The following is a 15,942-nucleotide window of genomic DNA, read 5'->3' on the forward strand; positions in this document are numbered from 1 at the left end:
TTAAAGTTAACACATTTCCTATACGAGGCAAGTTTTCTTGGATATCAATATTTCAAATTTAGATTTTTCATCGAAGTTACCCCTCTTATCGCTAGATTCATCTGTAGAAGAAATACTAGTGGCTAGGCTAAAATTGTTCAAGTATTGTATAGGTATATGTGTAAGAAAGGAGGTGCAGCATGCAGATATTGATCTCTGGAGGCACGGGTTTTATCGGTCGTGAGCTGGTGCCTCTGCTGGCTGGTGCAGGCCACCAACCCTGGATACTGACGCGTCAGCATAAACCGGATTTGCCTCAAGGAACTGCCGGTTATGTGCGTGATCTGGATCAGCTTCCGGATCAGCATTTTGATGCGGTGATTAATCTGGCTGGTGCAGGAATTGCCGACCAGCGCTGGACTGAAAAACGCAAGGCTGAACTGGTGAGCTCCCGTGTGGAGGTCACGCGCAAGCTGGTGGAGTGGATGCAAAGGCAGGAAAAACCGCCGGAAGTGCTGGTTTCGGCTTCAGCAGTAGGCTATTACGGCGAGCAGGGCGATCAGGAGGTGACCGAAACAACGCCGCCAACAGCGGGTTTTGCCCACGATCTTTGTGTAGCCTGGGAGGCTGAAGCCCTGAAAGCTGAAGACCTGGGTGTTCGCGTCTGTCTGGTGCGTACCGGGGTAGTCTTGGCACCGGGTGGCGGCTCTCTGGGCAAGATGTTGCCCGCTTTTAAGCTGGGTCTGGGTGGCCCTCTGGGAAAGGGCCAGCATTGGTTTCCCTGGATTCACCGTGAAGACATGGCGCGTATCTACCGCTGGCTGGTGGAAGAGTCTTCGGCTCACGGGGTCTACAACGCCTCGGCACCCCAGCCGGTGACCAACAAGGAGTTTACCCGAACGCTGGCAACTACTCTCAAGCGTCCAGCTTTTATGCCTATGCCTGAGCCGCTTTTAAAGGTGCTTTTCGGTGAAATGGCCGAATTACTTTTGGTTAGCGATCGGATGCTGCCGCAACGCTTGCAGGAAGAAGGCTTTGAGTTTAATTATCCACAGCTGGAAGGAGCACTGCGACACCTGTTGAAATAAGGCCAATGACTGCACAGCCTCGCCGGACTGTGCAGTTGGCAACCTGAGTTACTGGTCGTAGTCGAGCACGACCTTGTCCGTTACCGGATAGCACTGGCAGGAAAGCACGTAACCGGCTTCGACTTCATAGTCTTCCAGGGCATGGTTGGCATCCATTTCGACCTCACCTTCCACGACTTTGGCCCGGCAGGTGGAGCAAACCCCGGCTTTGCAGGAGAAAGGCAGATCTGCACCCTGCTCATTACCCGCATCCAGAATGCTGTCCGTATCCCTGACCAGATCAAACTCCAGAGCCCGACCATCGGCAATGACGGTAACCTTGCTAACTGCCGAGGGGTCAGTGTGGATGTCTTCGCGGTCTTTACGGGCCACAGGCGCACCGCCAGCAGGCGTGAAGAGTTCATAGTGGATACGCTCTTTTTTCAGACCGTGGTTTTTCAGGGATTCGCTCACGGTTTCCGTCATGGCCTGGGGGCCGCAGATAAAGGCAGCATCCAGTTGCTCAACCTGCAACCAGCGATCAAAGAGAGCCTCACACTTGTCACTGTCGATACGACCGTTATACAGCTCGATATCCTGTTGTTCGCGGGTAAACACAAACACCAGGTTAAAGCGCTCCATATAGCGGTTTTTAAGATCTTCCAGTTCTTCACGGAAGAGCGTTGCTGCCGTGGCGCGATTACCATAGAAAAGAGTGAAGCTGCTCTTTGGTTCGCTTTCCAAGGTGGTTTTGATAATGGAAAGGATGGGGGTAATACCGCTACCGGCAGCCACGGCTAGGTACTGGCCTTCACGTTTGGGGTCCAGTTGGGTGTAGAAATTGCCCTGAGGGGGCATCACATCCAGTGTTTGTCCAGCTTTAAGCTGTTCATTGGCAAAGGTGGAAAAACGACCACCGGGCACCTTCTTGATGGCAACACGGAGTTCATCTTCATGGGTACCGGTGCAGATGGAATAGCTGCGTCTGACTTCCTCGCCATCAATCAGGGTTTTCAGGGTCAAATACTGGCCCTGGATAAACTGAAAGTCGTCCTTAAGGCTTGCAGGCAGGTCAAATGCCAGAGAAACCGCATCGCGGGTTTCCGGTTTTACCTCTTTTACCTTGAGTGAATGAAATTGGTTCATAGTCATCTCTTTAAAATAGTTGTTTTGCTGGCCAGGCTTTTGCCGGAAAATCAAATGCACTTGAAGTAATCAAAGGGTTCCTGGCAGTCTTGGCACTGGTAAAGCGCTTTGCAGGCTGTCGAGCCAAACTCGCTGACCCTGCGCGTGTTTTCACTGCCACACTGGGGACAGATGATCTTTTCGTCCTGCCCCAGCAAGCTGAGCTTGCTGGCACTTCCCTGAGGTGGGGCTATACCGTAGGCGCGCAGTTTCTCCCGACCTTCAACTGTGATCCAGTCTGTGGTCCAGGCAGGTGTCAGGCGACGTATGATCTCTACCTGGCGAATACCGGCTGCTTGTAGAGCCTGCTGAATCATCTGCTCAATCAGCTCGGTTGCCGGACAGCCGGAATAGGTGGGGGTGACTTCCACTCTCAGGCAGTCACCTTGCCATTCCAGGTGTCGCAGGATGCCCAGCTCCACCACACTGACTACCGGCACCTCCGGGTCCTTGACCTCCTGCAGCACTGCCAGCAGCTGGTCTTCCGACAAGCGCTCGTCACTGGCATTGCCGGGAACCCGGTCGCTGGCCAGAAGGTGTCCGGTTCCGGGAACCGGAGCCGGACGCGGCGCTGATTTACCAGATCTTGGCATCGGGATAAGCCCTTGGCAGGAATTGCATTTCCGCCAGGATGTAGCCTAGGTGCTCAGTGTGCTCACCCTGCTTGCCACCCTTGTACATCCAGGCATCCTCGGGCTGCAGTTCCAGCGTGGCCTCGCTCAGAACAGCTTCGACCAAGCCCTGCCAGTCGCAGGCCAATTGCTCTTCGTTGGGAGCCAGACCTGCTGTAGCCAGCTGTTTTTCCACCTCGTCGGTGGAGGTCAGTTCGCCGGTAAAGCGCCATAGCAGTTCCACGGCTTCCTGCATCTTGGCATGGCTTTCTTCGGTGCCATCACCCAGGCGCTTGACCCATTCTGACGAACGGCGCAGGTGATAGGTCACCTCCTTGAGGGCTTTGGCTGCAATGCCGGCTAGTCGCTCGTCACTGGATTCCACCAGGGCCTTGAGAGTGAAATAATGCCAGGCGTCATAAAAGAACTGGCGTGCCATGGTCACGGCATAGTTGCCATTGGGCTGTTCGACCAGGAGCAGATTGCGGTATTCATGCGCATCTCTCAGATAGGCCAGGTCATCAGCCGAGCGCCCCTGGTTTTCCAGTTCGGCGGCATATTCGTACCAGTTGCGCGCCTGACCGACGAGATCCAGCGCGACATTCATCAGTGCCATTTCTTCTTCGACGGCGGGTGCCTTGCCGCAGAGTTCGCACAGGCGCTGGCCGAGAATGAGTGCAGAATCACCCAGACGCAGGAGATATTCCTGCAAAGCTTGTTGCTGATCCATAAAAGGCTCCTTACATCTGGTTAACTTCGTCAGGAAGCTTATAGAAGGAGGCATGGCGATAAACCTTGTCATGCGAAGGATCAAACAGGGGTTCTTTCTCATCCGGGGAAGAAGCCGTGATGTTATTGGAAGGAACCACCCAGATACTCACACCTTCGTTACGACGGGTGTAGAGGTCACGGGCATTTTCCAGCGCCATGCGCGCATCGGCGGCGTGGACGCTGCCAACATGCTTGTGGTTCAGGCCGTGTTTACTACGGACGAAAACTTCAAAAAGTGGCCATTCAGACATAGTGTTCTCCAAAGATTAAGCAGCACTCTGCTGTTTTTGTTGTTGTTTCTCGGCATAAGCCTTGGCGGCCTGGCGAACCCAGGTGCCCTCATCGATGGCCTTCTTGCGAGTCGCAATTCTTTCCTGGTTGCAGGGGCCGTTGCCTTTGAGGACTTCGTAAAACTCCTGCCAGTCGATTTCACCGAAATCATAGTGGCCAGTTTCCTCGTTCCACTTGAGATCGGGATCGGGAGCAGTACAGCCCAGGAATTCCAGCTGGGGTACCGTCTGGTCGATAAACATCTGACGCAGCTCATCGTTGCTCTTGCGCTTGATTTTCCAGGCCATTGACTGCTGCGAGTTGGGCGACTGGTCATCCGAGGGGCCGAACATCATCAATGAAGGCCACCAGAAACGATTGATGGAATCCTGAACCATCTGTTTCTGCTCCTCGGTTCCTTCGCGCATCAGATCCAACAGAATCTGATATCCCTGGCGCTGGTGAAAACTTTCTTCCTTACAGATGCGAATCATGGCGCGTGAATAGGGGCCATAGGAGGTGCGTTGCAAAACCACCTGGTTGACGATAGCGGCACCATCGACCAGCCAGCCAACGGTTCCCATATCCGCCCAGTTGAGGGTGGGATAATTGAAGATGCTGGAATACTTGGCTTTGCCCTGATGCAGTTTTTCGATTTCCTCGTCGCGATCAGCGCCCAGGGTTTCCATGGCGCTGTAAAGGTAGAGGCCGTGACCGGCTTCATCCTGAATCTTGGCCATCAACTGCAATTTGCGCTTGAGGGTCGGGGCACGGGTGACCCAGTTACCTTCAGGGAGCATGCCCACGACTTCCGAGTGAGCATGTTGCGAAATCTGGCGAACCAGGGTCTTGCGATAGGCATCCGGCATCCAGTTCTTGGGCTCTATCTTGACCTCGGCATCGACTTTTTCCTGAAAATTGCGTTCTTCAGGCGTCATCTCTTCCAGGCTTTTTATTTTTTTTACGCCGGTTTCAACGAGTTGAGCGTACATAAAACGGCCTCCAGGGCATCTGCACGGTTTTTGTAGGTCGGCTGCCAGTGGTGGACACCAAGCAGCTACATATGACACTCAAAAGAATAGCAATAACATAAATTGTGTGTCACGTTATTTTTGACAAAAAAAGGAAAAAAAGTTCATTGATGCCCATCAATGCTTTATCTCGAAGCTCTTGACGAGTATCAAGCCTTTAAAGTGATACGAAATGTCTGTAGTTGTTAAAGGTTAAGTGAGTCAGAAAACAAAAAACCCGGCACGAAGCCGGGGAAAAACAAGAGGATGAGGAGGAGTGATCAGGAAACCAACTGACTGGCGGGTGCCGTTTGCGGTTGGGCCTGATCAAAATAGCCTTCAGTGTGGATCATTTCTTCCTTGCCACCCAGTTGCTTAACGGCGGCGATACAGGCATCGACAAAACCGGGGCTACCGGAAATGAAAATGCTGTGTTCGGATAGATCCTTGAATTCCTGAGGAAGCACTTCAGGGATGCTGCCCTTCAGATAGCCGTCTTCCGGTTGATCCGTCAGCGTGGGCTTGTAGTTGAAGTTGCGGTGCTTGGCTTCCCAGTATTTCATGCTGCCCAGTTCATAGAGGTCATCCAGGCTGCGAGCCGAAAACATCAGGGTCACGGGTTTGCGATAGTTACGCTTGAGTGCCGCTTCTGCCAGTGACAGGATGGGCGCAAGACCCGAGCCTGCAGCGAGGCACAAGACGGGTGTTTCCATTGCCGGATCACCAATAAAGGTGCCGTAGGGACCATTGACCTTGATCATGCTGCCAATTTCCAGCTGATCGTGAACCCAGTTACTGGTTTTGCCATCTTCCACCCGGGTAACCTGGATGATGAGTTCACCATCGGGCCGCGGGGCATTGGCGAGTGAGTAGCAGCGCTCAGGCGCACCGGCACGCTCATCACCCAGGGTAATGTACTGGCCTGGCCAAAAGCGCATGGGAGCAGCCAGGGGGCGCAACCTTAGTTGTTTGATTCGGGGCGTGCACTGGGTGATTTCCGTCACCATGTAACGCTGGTTTTCGCGCGGCGGGAAGAGCTTGGGTTTGGCATCATCCGTACCCCACTCAATGACCAGTTCATCGGAAATGGGTTTGGCCATGCACATGAGGCCATAGCCTTCGCGGCGATCTTCCTGGCTCAGTGCCATATCCAGCACCATGCCCTGGTCAAATTGTCCCGATACCACCTTGACCTTGCATTCGCCACAGGCCCCGGCGCGACAATTATTGGGAAGTGCGTAGCCCGCACCTTCCAGAGCGGCCAGAACGGTATCACCCGGCTTGCATTCAACTTCCTTGCCGGAAGGGTGAAGTAGGATTTTTTGCATAACCTGCCTCTTGGTTGCTATGGAGGGTCACAAAAACGCCAGCCTCCGAAAGGAAGCTGGCGCTCAGGGCATTGCCGTTTAGAAAACGGGGATAATGCTTTCCATGTCGATATCGGACACTTCTTCACCGCTGATGCCCACTTCAGGGATGGCGGGGAAAGGAATGTCGTAACGATCCAGGACACCCTTCAGGTTGAGCATGGCATTGCGCCAGTTTTCTTTCTTGGCGTCATAGCTGGGTACACCGAAACCGGCACCACGGGCCACTTCTTCCGCTTCGCGCTGGTTGTCGATGAAGTCGTCAGGCAGGTCCCAGAATTCCATGGGAGGTTCAAACAGAACCGCAGACAGGAAGAGGTAGCCGGCACGGATTTGTTTGGTCACCATGGCACGATCTTCAGCCTGCATGCCGGGGTAGTCACGCTCCATCAGGGCCATGCAGATAGCCATATGACGACCCTCGTCACGACCGATGTTCTTGAAAGCTTCCTTGAACACCAGCTCACGGCTGTTGTCGTGCATTTGCTTGAAGATGGTGGCCGCAGCAATCTCACCCATCAGGAAGGAGCTGAACAGAACCGCCAGCGGGTACTTGGGAACCGCCTGCTTGTAACCATTCCAATAGCGTCCGCCATTGTAGTAAAGCCACTTGGCATTTTTCTGCAGGCGCTTGCCCAGCTCGGTCTTGGGTTCGTAAGTCAGCGGGTCGGTGTGCTCCAGGAACTTGGTGATGGCCAGGCCACACATCTGTTCGTGGTTCTGCTCGTCACGGGTAACCGAGAAGAAGCAGCGGCGTACAGCATCTTCTTCGTGAACTTCGTAGGTTTTGATAAAGGCTTCGGCAAAAACGGGAGGTGCAGAAGCATCAAAAACGGAGAGCAGGGTCCACCAGTAGGCAATGGCTTCGCGCTCTTCCCAGGAATAGGATTCCACGTCCAGGGTATCCCAGGGCAGGTGCTTGGGGTCCCAGTTCTCGCGCTGGGCAGCATCCCAGACTTCTTCCATCTTTTCGGTTTGTGAATGCCAGGACAGCGGATAAACGTTTGGCTGGGGCGTTTCTGGCGGAAATTCCATGCTTTTGGCGAGTTGCTCATTCTTAGCCATGTTCAGTGACCTCGTTGGCTTGTTGTTGTTGTAAGTGTTACGTGTTCAAGGTTGTGGCTGAATGCCACTGTGTCTTTTTATATGACACGAAAAAAACTATCAATGCCTGTTTTTACGTATCAAATACAACCTTGATCCAGGTCAACAAAGTCAGACGAATAAGCAAAAAAAAGCCCTGCAACAGCAGGGCAAAGGGGCTAGGAACAGAGGCGTTCCAGTTTTAACTGCGACGATCGAAAACACGCTTGGCCTTGCCTTCAGAGCGTGCCAATCGTCCGGGTTCACAGACTTCGATTCGAGTGCTGATGCCGATATAGGATTTGATGTGGTGCTGCAGCTCCTTGCACAGCTGCTGGCGCTCTTCCGCTGCAGAGGAACCGGCTTCGGGCTTGAGTTCAGTGCGTACATCGACACAGTCCATATTGCCATCGCGATACACTTCTATCTCATAGTGTGGAGCAAGCTGTGACACTTTTAGGATCTGTTCTTCGATCTGGGTGGGGAATACATTGACCCCGCGAATAATCAGCATGTCGTCACTACGACCGGTAATCTTGTCGATCCGACGCATGGGGCGGGCAGTGCCGGGAAGCAGCCGCGTCAGGTCGCGTGTGCGGTAACGAAGTATCGGCAGGGCTTCCTTGGTCAGGGAGGTGAAAACCAATTCGCCATATTCACCATCGGGGAGAACTTCGCCGGTAGCCGGATCAATGATTTCCGGATAGAAGTGGTCTTCCCAGATAGTAGGGCCATCCTTGGTTTCCACACACTCTTGGCCAACGCCGGGTCCCATCACTTCAGACAGGCCGTAGATATCCAGGGCCTGAATACCCAGGCGATCTTCCAGCTCCTTGCGCATGCTGTCGGTCCAGGGTTCTGCCCCGAAAATACCGATTCGTAAAGGCAGTTGGTGAGGATCTACCCCCTGACGATCCAGCTCATCAGCAATATTGAGCATGTAGGAAGGGGTAACCATGATGATGTCGGGAGCAAAATCCTGAATCAGCTGAACCTGTTTTTCAGTTTGCCCGCCGGACATGGGAATCACCGTGCAGCCGAGTTTTTCCGCACCATAGTGAGCGCCCAGGCCGCCAGTGAAGAGACCATAGCCATAGGCCACATGGACCTTGTCTCCAGCATGGCCGCCTGCGGCACGAATGGAGCGAGCCACGACGCTGGCCCAGGTGTTGATATCATTTTTGGTGTAACCCACAACGGTTGGTTTGCCGGTGGTGCCGCTGGAAGCATGGATGCGGACCACATCGCGCATGGGGGTGGCAAACATGCCGTAGGGGTAGTTGTCGCGCAGATCTGCCTTGGTGGTAAAGGGAACGCGCGCCAGGTCTTCCAGAGAGTTGATATCCAGCGGGTGCAGCCCCTTGTCATCAAAGGCTTTACGATAAAAGGGCACATTGGTGTAGGCGTGGTTGAGACTCCAGCGTAGCCGTTGCAACTGGGTGGAACGCAGTTCGTCCAGGCTGGCTGTTTCCAGAGGATCAAGGGTGCCGAGTTTTTGCAGTGGCAGAGTCATAGTTGTTTCCTGTTATTTTTGTGTTTGTTACTTATCGCTGTTTTGCTGCACCGGGTCTGTTGTTTTTATGAAGCCCGGATCAGCCAGGCGACGGCCCCGAGAGAAAGCTGTCGCCATGGGTCTTGGTTGGTTAAAAGCTAAAGATGCAATCAACAGCGCTCGATGATCAGGGCAATCCCCTGGCCAACGCCGATACACATGGTGCAAAGGGCATAGCGGGCACTTTTGCCTTCCTGGTGGCGCTGTTCCAGTTCATGCAAGGCAGTAGTGACCAGGCGGGCTCCACTCATGCCCAGCGGATGCCCCAGAGAGATAGCACCACCATTGGGGTTCACCTGGGGTGCATCATCGGGCAGGCCCAGATCACGCATTACGGCCAGTGCCTGGGCGGCAAAGGCTTCGTTGAGCTCGATGACATCCATGTCTTCCAGCTTCAGCCCTGCTTTTTGCAGAACCTTGCGGGTGGCAGGAGCTGGCCCCATACCCATGATGCGGGGTTCAACGCCAGCCGTGGCCATGGCCACCACCCGCGCACGTGGCTTGAGTCCGTGACGCTTAACACCTTCATCGCTGGCCAGGAGCAGGGCGCAGGCGCCGTCATTCACTCCCGAGGCATTGCCGGGGGTGACGCTGCCGCCTTCACGGAAAGGAGTGGGCAAACCGGCCAGCTTTTCCAGGCTGGTCAGACGCGGATGCTCATCCTTATCCACGATCAGGGGGTCCTGTTTACGCCGGGGTACACTAACCGGCAGGATCTCCTGAGCGAGGCGGCCATTGGCCTGGGCGGCAGCGGTTTTTTCCTGACTGCGCAGGGCAAAGGCATCCTGGTCTTCGCGGGATACCGCAAAATCTTCGGCCACGTTTTCTGCGGTTTCCGGCATGGAATCGATGCCGTACTGCTTTTTCATCAGCGGATTAACAAAACGCCAGCCGATGGTGGTATCGAAGATATCAGCCTGGCGGCTGAAAGCTGTTTCCGCCTTGCCCATGACGAAGGGTGCGCGGGACATGGATTCCACCCCGCCTGCCAGCATCAGATCGGTCTCGCCACAGCGCAGAGCTCTGGCTGCCGTACCCACGGCATCCATACCCGAACCGCAGAGGCGGTTAAGGGTGCTGCCGGGTACATCGATGGGCAAACCGGCCAAAAGCGCAGACATGCGCGCTACATCACGGTTATCCTCGCCCGCCTGGTTGGCGCAGCCATAGAGGACATCATCAATCTGTGACCAGTCCAGATCCGGGTGTCTTTCCATCAGGGCCTTGATCGGCAGAGCGCCCAGATCATCGGCACGGATTGAAGAAAGGCAGCCACCGTAACGGCCAATCGGCGTGCGTAGCGCATCAATAATATAAGCGTTGGCTAATTCTTTCATGTGTTTTCCTCCAGGCGGCGTACACTGCCTTCAATTTGATGGGCCTTGCCGCGGAAAAGAGCCAGGACCTTGTTGTCCTGATTGGTGATGGTGATGTCGTAGACGCCGGTCTTACGCCCCCGACTGCGTTCTTCAGCCGTGGCTGTCAGACAATCACCCAGGCGTCCGGGGCGCAGGTATTCAATACTGCAACCCGCAGCAACCGTGGCACGGTCGTAGGTGTTGCAGGCAAAAGCAAAAGCAGAATCGGCCAGGGTAAAGAGATAGCCGCCATGGCAGTTGCCATGCCCCTGGATCATGCGTTCATCGATGGTCATGGTCAGCTGGGCGCGACCGGGAGCCACGGACTGGATTTGCATACCCAGTTGCTGGCTGGCCTGATCGCGGCTGTACATGGCATCAGCACAGGCTTGCGCCAGTTGCTGGGGAGTGAGGTTGCTCATGAGGCGGCCTCCTGAAAAAAGCCCTGGTGGGCAAAGGCATTACGCCGCAACAGCAGGGAGGGGCGATAGCGGTCTTCGCAGTAGCTGGCTTGCAGATGGGTGAGTACCTGATGCACTACGCCATCACCCAGGCGATCACTCCAGGCCAAGGGGCCTTGGGGATAATTGAGTCCGGCCTGCATGGCTAGATCGACATCGGCAGGACTGGCAACACCCTGAAGCACGGCATCGGCACCTTCATTAGCCAGCATGGCCAGGGTGCGCATGACCACCAATCCGGGAAGATCGCTGATCTGGGTCACCTGAATACCCAGTTGCTGCAGCAGGGCCAGAGCATCCTCAGTTGCCGCAGGATCGGTATGCTCACCCACTGCGATCGCCAGACGACTGGCCTGGCGGTAATCAAAAGCCAGATCCACAAGCACCAGATCCTTGAGGCCCTGAGTCACCGAGCGTTCAGTGGCCATGCGGCCATCGGTGAGCGCCAGGGTTGCGCGGCCAAAACGCAGCAGGCCGCAGCCATCTCTTTCCACGATCTCGAGTCCGGCTTCGGCAGCTCTTGCCACCAGGCCGGAAAGAACACCGGGGTTGCCCTCGACCACCAGCTGTTTCTCATCACTGCTATAGCTGGCTGTTGTTGAGGCTTGAGGACGTTCAGCTTTTTCATCATAGGCATAAAAACCCTGGCCGGATTTGCGGCCCAGGCGACCGGCATCCACCAGAGATTTCTGGATCAGTGATGGCTGGAAGCGAAAATCACCGTAGTAGGCGGCAAAGACAGAAGAGGTCACGGCATAGTTGACGTCCTGGCCTATCAGGTCGGTTAGCTCAAAAGGCCCCATGCGGAAATTGCCCGCCTCGCGTAGCAGGGCATCCAGGGTGGCCGGATCGCCAGCACCCTCCTGCATCAATCGCAGGCTTTCGGCATAAAAAGGACGGGCAACACGGTTAACGATGAAGCCGGGGGTTGAAGAAGCAAAAACCGGCTTTTTACCCCAGGCCGCCGCTGTGGCATGAATCTGCTCAGCCAGATTTTTGTCGGTGGCCAGTCCCAGAATCACTTCCACCAGGGCCATGACCGGCGCGGGATTGAAAAAGTGCATGCCGACCAGGCGTTCAGGTCGCTTGAGGGCAGATCCCAGGGCCGTTACAGAAAGGGAGGAAGTGTTGGTGGCCAGAATCACCTGCTCTCCGCAGATGTCTTCCAGTTCGGCAAAAACCTTTTGTTTGATCTCCAGGTTTTCCACGATGGCTTCAATCACCAGCCCTGCCGTGGCCAGTTTACTCAACTGATTGGCGGGAAGAACGCGCGCGACCACCGCATCAGCGGTGGCTTGGTCCAGCTTGCCCTTGTCCACGCGGCGTTGGAGTTGTTTGGCGATACCGGCGCGGCCCTTGTCCACGGCTTCAGCGCTTTGATCAAACAGAAAAACTTCATGACCGGCCTGGGCGGCCACCTGGGCGATGCCCGAACCCATGGCACCGGCACCCACGACAGCAATACGGGTTTGAGTATCCAATGCGTTCATCTTACTGACCTTTGAAGTTGGGTGAGCGTTTTTCCATAAAGGCGGATACGCCTTCGCGATAATCTTCGGTGCGTCCAGCCAGGCGCTGCAGGTCTCTTTCCACGTCCAGCTGCTCATCAAAGGAGTTACTGGTACTGGCATGCAGGGCGCGTTTGATCAAAGACAAACCCTGGGTGGGCTGGGTCGCCAGGTGGCGAGCCAGTTTCAGGGCTTCATCCATCAGCTGGTCGTCATCAACGCAGCGCCAGATCAGCCCCCAGCTTTCTGCCTGTTCGGCAGGTAGCTTGTCACCCAGGAGTGCCAGCCCCTTGGCGCGGGCCATGCCCACCAGATGCGGCAGCGACCAGGTGCCCCCGGAATCGGGAATCAGGCCGATTTTGCAGAAGGCCTGGATAAAGCTGGCCGAACGTGCGGCCAGGGTAATGTCGCAAGCCAGGGCAATATTGGCACCGGCACCGGCGGCAACACCGTTAACAGCACAGATCACCGGCAGGGGCAGATCACGAATGGAGCGCAGCAGCGGGTTGTAGCGTTTTTCGATGGATTCACCCAGATCCGGTGCTTCGGCACCGGGCGCCACATTGCGATCGGAAAGATCCTGGCCGGCACAGAAACCTCGGCCGGCACCGGTGATGACCAGTGCCCGGACTTCGCTGTTTTTACGCACCTGGCTCATGGCTGCACGCATATCCGCGTGCATGTCGGTATTAAAACTGTTGAGGCTGTCGGGGCGGTTCAGGGTTAGAACGGCCACCCCCTGATCGATTTCAAGAAGAATGCTGGGCTGGGACATGATGACGAGATCCTGTGTTATCGATAAAAAAAGGCCTGGCCTTAGCAGCCACGGAAATTTGGTTTGCGCTTTTCCTGGAAAGCTTCGAGACCTTCCTGGCGATCCTGGGTGCCGGCAAGCAGAGTGAAAGCGTGGCGTTCAAAGCGCAGACCGGAAGCCAGATCGGTATCTCCGGCTTTGTGGACTGACTCCTTGGCCAGGCGTACGGCCAGCGGGGCCTTGCTGGCAATGATTTCAGCCAGTTGTACGGCTCTTTCCAGGGTGAGTTCCGGCGGGCAGATTTCACTGATCAACCCTGCTTCCAGAGCGCGTTGGGCGCTGATGGGTTCGCCGGTGAGCACCATCTGCATGGCTAGGGCCGGACCCACGGCACGGCGCAGGCGCTGGGTTCCTCCGGCACCGGGCATGATGCCCAGATTGATTTCCGGTTGACCGAAACGTGCCTTGTCACCAGCAATCAGAAGATCGGCATGCATGGCCAGCTCACAGCCGCCGCCGAGGCAAAAGCCATTAACGGCCGCGATCAGGGGTTTGCTGAAACGTGAGATGCTTTGCCAGGATTGCAGGCGAGGGTCTTCAAGAATGCCGACCAGATCCCGGGCGGCCATTTCCTTGATATCAGCACCGGCCGCAAAAGCCTTCTCGCTGCCGGTCAGGACCACGGCCCGCGTCTGATCATCGGCTTCGGCGGCCTGGAGTTCGGCAGCCAGTTCGCCAAGCAAAGCGGTATTGAGAGCGTTAAGGGCTTCCGGGCGATGCAGGGTGATGACGCGCACCCCCTTGTCCGGTCCCTTGAGGAGCAGGTTTTGCGGCATAAGCAACCTTTTATTGTCTTTTTTGCTATTTGTTCGTGCCGGTTTCCTGCCGCAGAGCGGCCAGGAAGAGATCGCCTTGTCTTGTCTTAATTGTTTTGCCAGTTGGCCAGGCGAAGATCTGAGTTCGAGTATATCTAAAATTTGACACTCATCAAGAACTTAATTCTCAATTTGTGTATCGCTTTTTTGCTGGTTTTGCGGTCAAGCTATGCAACCTATTGAATTTCTGGAAGAATGCAGGCTATCTATCAGTCTGTTAAGGAATTATTGCCCAGTTCGCAGCGACTCCCCGGTCAGGGTTCAAGGCCGAATTACGCCCTTATCCAAGCCCTTGACCTTTGCTTTGATGGTTAAATGTGATACAAAAAGACCGTCTTAATCTTAATTGTTGTTGCTATGTTGGCGGGGGTAACGAAGACTCTACTATTCTTAGATCAAAGATTCTGGAGGCTTCCCCATGTCAGCAACTACACCCACAGCGCTATTTGAGCGTCATCAACAGCTGATCGAAAAAGCTGTTGAGGTTTTGCATACCCGCGAATACTGGTCTCCCTTCTCGGAGAACATGAAGAAGTACCCTGAAGAGAAGGTGAAGTCAGCCAGCTCTGATTTTAAGGCTCTCTGCGACCAGCATTTTGATCTGGAAGCTCCTGCTGTCGTTAAGCAGGTTTCCGGAGAAGAGTCCCCCTATGGTTTTGCGCTGGGTATCAGCTACGATCAGCCGGATCGTAATGCCCTGCTGGATGCCATGGAAGCCGCCCTTCCCCAGTGGCGGGATGTGGGTGCCCAGGGTCGAGTGGGTGTCTGTACTGAAATCCTGCAGCGTTTGAATGACATGAGTCCCTTGATGGGGCAGACAGTCATGCACACCAGTGGTCAGGGTCTGATGATGGCCTTTCAGGCCGGTGCTCCCCATGCTCAGGATCGTGGTCTGGAAGCCGTGGCCTATGCCTGGGATGCCATGAAAGCCATTCCTGAAAAAGCCCGCTGGGAAAAGCCCCAGGGCAAGATGGACCCGCTGGTAATGGAGAAGAAATTCCATATCGTTCCCCGTGGTATTGCCCTGGTGGTCGGCTGTTCCACCTTCCCTACCTGGAACACCTACCCAGGTCTGTTTGCCAGTCTGGCAACCGGTAACCCCGTAATTGTTAAGCCGCACCCTGGTTCTATCCTGCCTGCAGCCCTGACCGTCAAGGTGGCTCAGGAAGTGCTTAAGGAAGCCGGTCTCCCCAGTTGTCTGGTCAGCATGATGCCTGATACCGCCGAAGAGCCCGTCACCAAGGAGCTGGCACTGGACCCACGGGTGCAGGTCATCGACTTCACCGGCTCCAGCAGCTTTGGTAACTGGCTGGAAGAAAATGCCCGCCAGGCGCGTGTCTTCACCGAGAAAGCCGGGGTCAACAGCATCATTATCGACAGTGTTTCTGACCTTAAGGCGGTGACCAAAAACCTGGCCTTTACCCTGAGCCTCTATTCCGGTCAGATGTGTACCACAACCCAGGCCATCTATGTGCCCAAGGGCGGCATCGACACGCCAGAAGGCAAGGTAAGCTTTGATGAGTTTGCCCAGGCGTTGGCGACAGCGACCTCCAAATTCCTGAGTGACAATGACCGCGCCTGCATGGTGCTGGGGGCCATTCAGTCCAAGGCCACTGAAGCACGGATTGATGAGTGCCGCTCTCTGGGTGAAATTGTTCTCGATAGTGAAAAACGTGAGCATCCCAAGTTCCCCGATGCCCGTATCCATACACCACTGATACTCAAGGTGGATGGCCAGGATAAGGCGACCTATTCCGAAGAGCGTTTTGGACCGGTTTCCTTCCTGATTGCTACCGAGGATACCGATGATTCCCTGCGTTTGGCTCGTGAAGTATTGAAAGAGCAGGGGGCTATTACCCTGGGCTTCTACTCCACGGATGATCAGCGCCTGGATGAGGCTGAAGAACTGGCCAAGGATGTTAAGGTGGCCCTGTCCAATAACCTGGATGGCGGTGTCTTCGTCAACCAGTCGGCTGCATTCAGTGATTTTCATGCCACCGGCGGCAACCCGGCGGCCAATGCCTCTCTGACGGACACGGCTTTTGTTGTTAATCGCTTTGTCGTGGTTCAGAGTCGACGTCACGTTTAAAC

General features: G+C 55.2%; 15 protein-coding genes. 2 read left to right on the forward strand and 13 right to left on the reverse strand.

The features are described 5' to 3' along the window. Positions 1–179 precede the first annotated feature (179 nt). Positions 180–1,067, forward strand: coding sequence for a TIGR01777 family oxidoreductase (locus DFK18_RS03855; protein WP_114416896.1), 888 nt, complete (start codon positions 180–182; stop codon positions 1,065–1,067). A 48-nt stretch (positions 1,068–1,115) separates the two neighbouring features. Here the strand turns inward: DFK18_RS03855 and paaE are convergent, their stop codons facing one another. The 13 genes from paaE to paaF all read right to left on the reverse strand — a co-directional run bounded on the left by paaE (position 1,116) and on the right by paaF (position 13,812). Next, positions 1,116–2,192 carry a 1,2-phenylacetyl-CoA epoxidase subunit PaaE gene (paaE, locus tag DFK18_RS03860; RefSeq protein WP_114417084.1) on the reverse strand — a complete coding sequence of 359 codons (1,077 nt, stop codon included), beginning with the start codon at positions 2,190–2,192 and terminating at the stop codon, positions 1,116–1,118. 50 nt (positions 2,193–2,242) lie between these two features. Next, complete coding sequence (gene paaD / locus DFK18_RS03865; RefSeq protein WP_114416897.1) at positions 2,243–2,824, reverse strand: 1,2-phenylacetyl-CoA epoxidase subunit PaaD; 582 nt, start codon at positions 2,822–2,824, stop codon at positions 2,243–2,245. Beyond that, entirely contained in the window at positions 2,808–3,572 is a 765-nt protein-coding gene (gene paaC / locus DFK18_RS03870) for a 1,2-phenylacetyl-CoA epoxidase subunit PaaC (RefSeq protein ID WP_114416898.1), read from the reverse strand. Before paaC ends, paaD begins: the two co-directional genes overlap by 17 nt. Positions 3,573–3,582: 10 nt before the next feature. Continuing rightward, positions 3,583–3,864, reverse strand: coding sequence for a 1,2-phenylacetyl-CoA epoxidase subunit PaaB (paaB, locus tag DFK18_RS03875; protein WP_114416899.1), 282 nt, complete (start codon positions 3,862–3,864; stop codon positions 3,583–3,585). Between the two features lie 15 nt (positions 3,865–3,879). Further along, positions 3,880–4,875 (reverse strand): 1,2-phenylacetyl-CoA epoxidase subunit PaaA, encoded by a 996-nt coding sequence (gene paaA, locus DFK18_RS03880; RefSeq protein ID WP_114416900.1) that lies wholly within the window; start codon positions 4,873–4,875, stop codon positions 3,880–3,882. 299 nt (positions 4,876–5,174) lie between these two features. Then, the gene (locus DFK18_RS03885; protein WP_114416901.1) at positions 5,175–6,221 is read right to left on the reverse strand and encodes a 2Fe-2S iron-sulfur cluster-binding protein; all 1,047 of its coding nucleotides are present in this window, start codon (positions 6,219–6,221) and stop codon (positions 5,175–5,177) included. A gap of 78 nt (positions 6,222–6,299) precedes the next feature. Then, complete coding sequence (locus DFK18_RS03890; protein WP_114416902.1) at positions 6,300–7,325, reverse strand: hypothetical protein; 1,026 nt, start codon at positions 7,323–7,325, stop codon at positions 6,300–6,302. 220 nt (positions 7,326–7,545) lie between these two features. Then, positions 7,546–8,856 carry a phenylacetate--CoA ligase PaaK gene (gene paaK, locus DFK18_RS03895; RefSeq protein ID WP_114416903.1) on the reverse strand — a complete coding sequence of 437 codons (1,311 nt, stop codon included), beginning with the start codon at positions 8,854–8,856 and terminating at the stop codon, positions 7,546–7,548. A 149-nt stretch (positions 8,857–9,005) separates the two neighbouring features. Then, positions 9,006–10,232: a 3-oxoadipyl-CoA thiolase gene (gene pcaF / locus DFK18_RS03900; protein ID WP_114416904.1), complete on the reverse strand. Its 1,227-nt coding sequence runs from the start codon at positions 10,230–10,232 to the stop codon at positions 9,006–9,008. After that, on the reverse strand, positions 10,229–10,675 hold the full coding sequence (gene paaI, locus DFK18_RS03905; protein ID WP_114416905.1) for a hydroxyphenylacetyl-CoA thioesterase PaaI: 447 nt from the start codon (positions 10,673–10,675) through the stop codon (positions 10,229–10,231). Before paaI ends, pcaF begins: the two co-directional genes overlap by 4 nt. Next, positions 10,672–12,204: a 3-hydroxyacyl-CoA dehydrogenase PaaH gene (gene paaH, locus DFK18_RS03910; protein ID WP_114416906.1), complete on the reverse strand. Its 1,533-nt coding sequence runs from the start codon at positions 12,202–12,204 to the stop codon at positions 10,672–10,674. Before paaH ends, paaI begins: the two co-directional genes overlap by 4 nt. Before the next feature lies 1 nt (position 12,205). After that, positions 12,206–12,997, reverse strand: a complete 792-nt coding sequence (paaG, locus tag DFK18_RS03915) for a 2-(1,2-epoxy-1,2-dihydrophenyl)acetyl-CoA isomerase PaaG (RefSeq protein ID WP_114416907.1) — start codon at positions 12,995–12,997, stop codon at positions 12,206–12,208. A 41-nt stretch (positions 12,998–13,038) separates the two neighbouring features. Then, positions 13,039–13,812 carry a 2,3-dehydroadipyl-CoA hydratase PaaF gene (paaF, locus tag DFK18_RS03920; RefSeq protein WP_114416908.1) on the reverse strand — a complete coding sequence of 258 codons (774 nt, stop codon included), beginning with the start codon at positions 13,810–13,812 and terminating at the stop codon, positions 13,039–13,041. Between the two features lie 457 nt (positions 13,813–14,269). Between paaF and paaN the strand changes: the two genes are divergently transcribed. Further along, complete coding sequence (gene paaN / locus DFK18_RS03925) at positions 14,270–15,940, forward strand: phenylacetic acid degradation protein PaaN (RefSeq protein WP_114416909.1); 1,671 nt, start codon at positions 14,270–14,272, stop codon at positions 15,938–15,940. Positions 15,941–15,942: the final 2 nt, after the last annotated feature.

The organism is Marinospirillum perlucidum (assembly GCF_003336805.1).
Taxonomy (GTDB): Bacteria; Pseudomonadota; Gammaproteobacteria; order Pseudomonadales; family Halomonadaceae; genus Marinospirillum; species Marinospirillum perlucidum.

Excerpts from the sequence above, each read along its gene's own strand:
- DFK18_RS03855 (WP_114416896.1), top strand. The coding sequence starts at position 180 with ATGCAGATATTGATCTCTGGAGGCACGGGTTTTATCGGTCGTGAGCTG.
- paaK (WP_114416903.1), bottom strand. The coding sequence starts at position 8,856 with ATGACTCTGCCACTGCAAAAACTCGGCACCCTTGATCCTCTGGAAACA.
- pcaF (WP_114416904.1), bottom strand. The coding sequence starts at position 10,232 with ATGAAAGAATTAGCCAACGCTTATATTATTGATGCGCTACGCACGCCG.
- paaE (WP_114417084.1), bottom strand. The coding sequence starts at position 2,192 with ATGAACCAATTTCATTCACTCAAGGTAAAAGAGGTAAAACCGGAAACC.
- DFK18_RS03885 (WP_114416901.1), bottom strand. The coding sequence starts at position 6,221 with ATGCAAAAAATCCTACTTCACCCTTCCGGCAAGGAAGTTGAATGCAAG.
- paaI (WP_114416905.1), bottom strand. The coding sequence starts at position 10,675 with ATGAGCAACCTCACTCCCCAGCAACTGGCGCAAGCCTGTGCTGATGCC.
- paaN (WP_114416909.1), top strand. The coding sequence starts at position 14,270 with ATGTCAGCAACTACACCCACAGCGCTATTTGAGCGTCATCAACAGCTG.
- paaC (WP_114416898.1), bottom strand. The coding sequence starts at position 3,572 with ATGGATCAGCAACAAGCTTTGCAGGAATATCTCCTGCGTCTGGGTGAT.
- paaA (WP_114416900.1), bottom strand. The coding sequence starts at position 4,875 with ATGTACGCTCAACTCGTTGAAACCGGCGTAAAAAAAATAAAAAGCCTG.
- paaG (WP_114416907.1), bottom strand. The coding sequence starts at position 12,997 with ATGTCCCAGCCCAGCATTCTTCTTGAAATCGATCAGGGGGTGGCCGTT.
- paaF (WP_114416908.1), bottom strand. The coding sequence starts at position 13,812 with ATGCCGCAAAACCTGCTCCTCAAGGGACCGGACAAGGGGGTGCGCGTC.
- DFK18_RS03890 (WP_114416902.1), bottom strand. The coding sequence starts at position 7,325 with ATGGCTAAGAATGAGCAACTCGCCAAAAGCATGGAATTTCCGCCAGAA.
- paaD (WP_114416897.1), bottom strand. The coding sequence starts at position 2,824 with ATGCCAAGATCTGGTAAATCAGCGCCGCGTCCGGCTCCGGTTCCCGGA.
- paaB (WP_114416899.1), bottom strand. The coding sequence starts at position 3,864 with ATGTCTGAATGGCCACTTTTTGAAGTTTTCGTCCGTAGTAAACACGGC.
- paaH (WP_114416906.1), bottom strand. The coding sequence starts at position 12,204 with ATGAACGCATTGGATACTCAAACCCGTATTGCTGTCGTGGGTGCCGGT.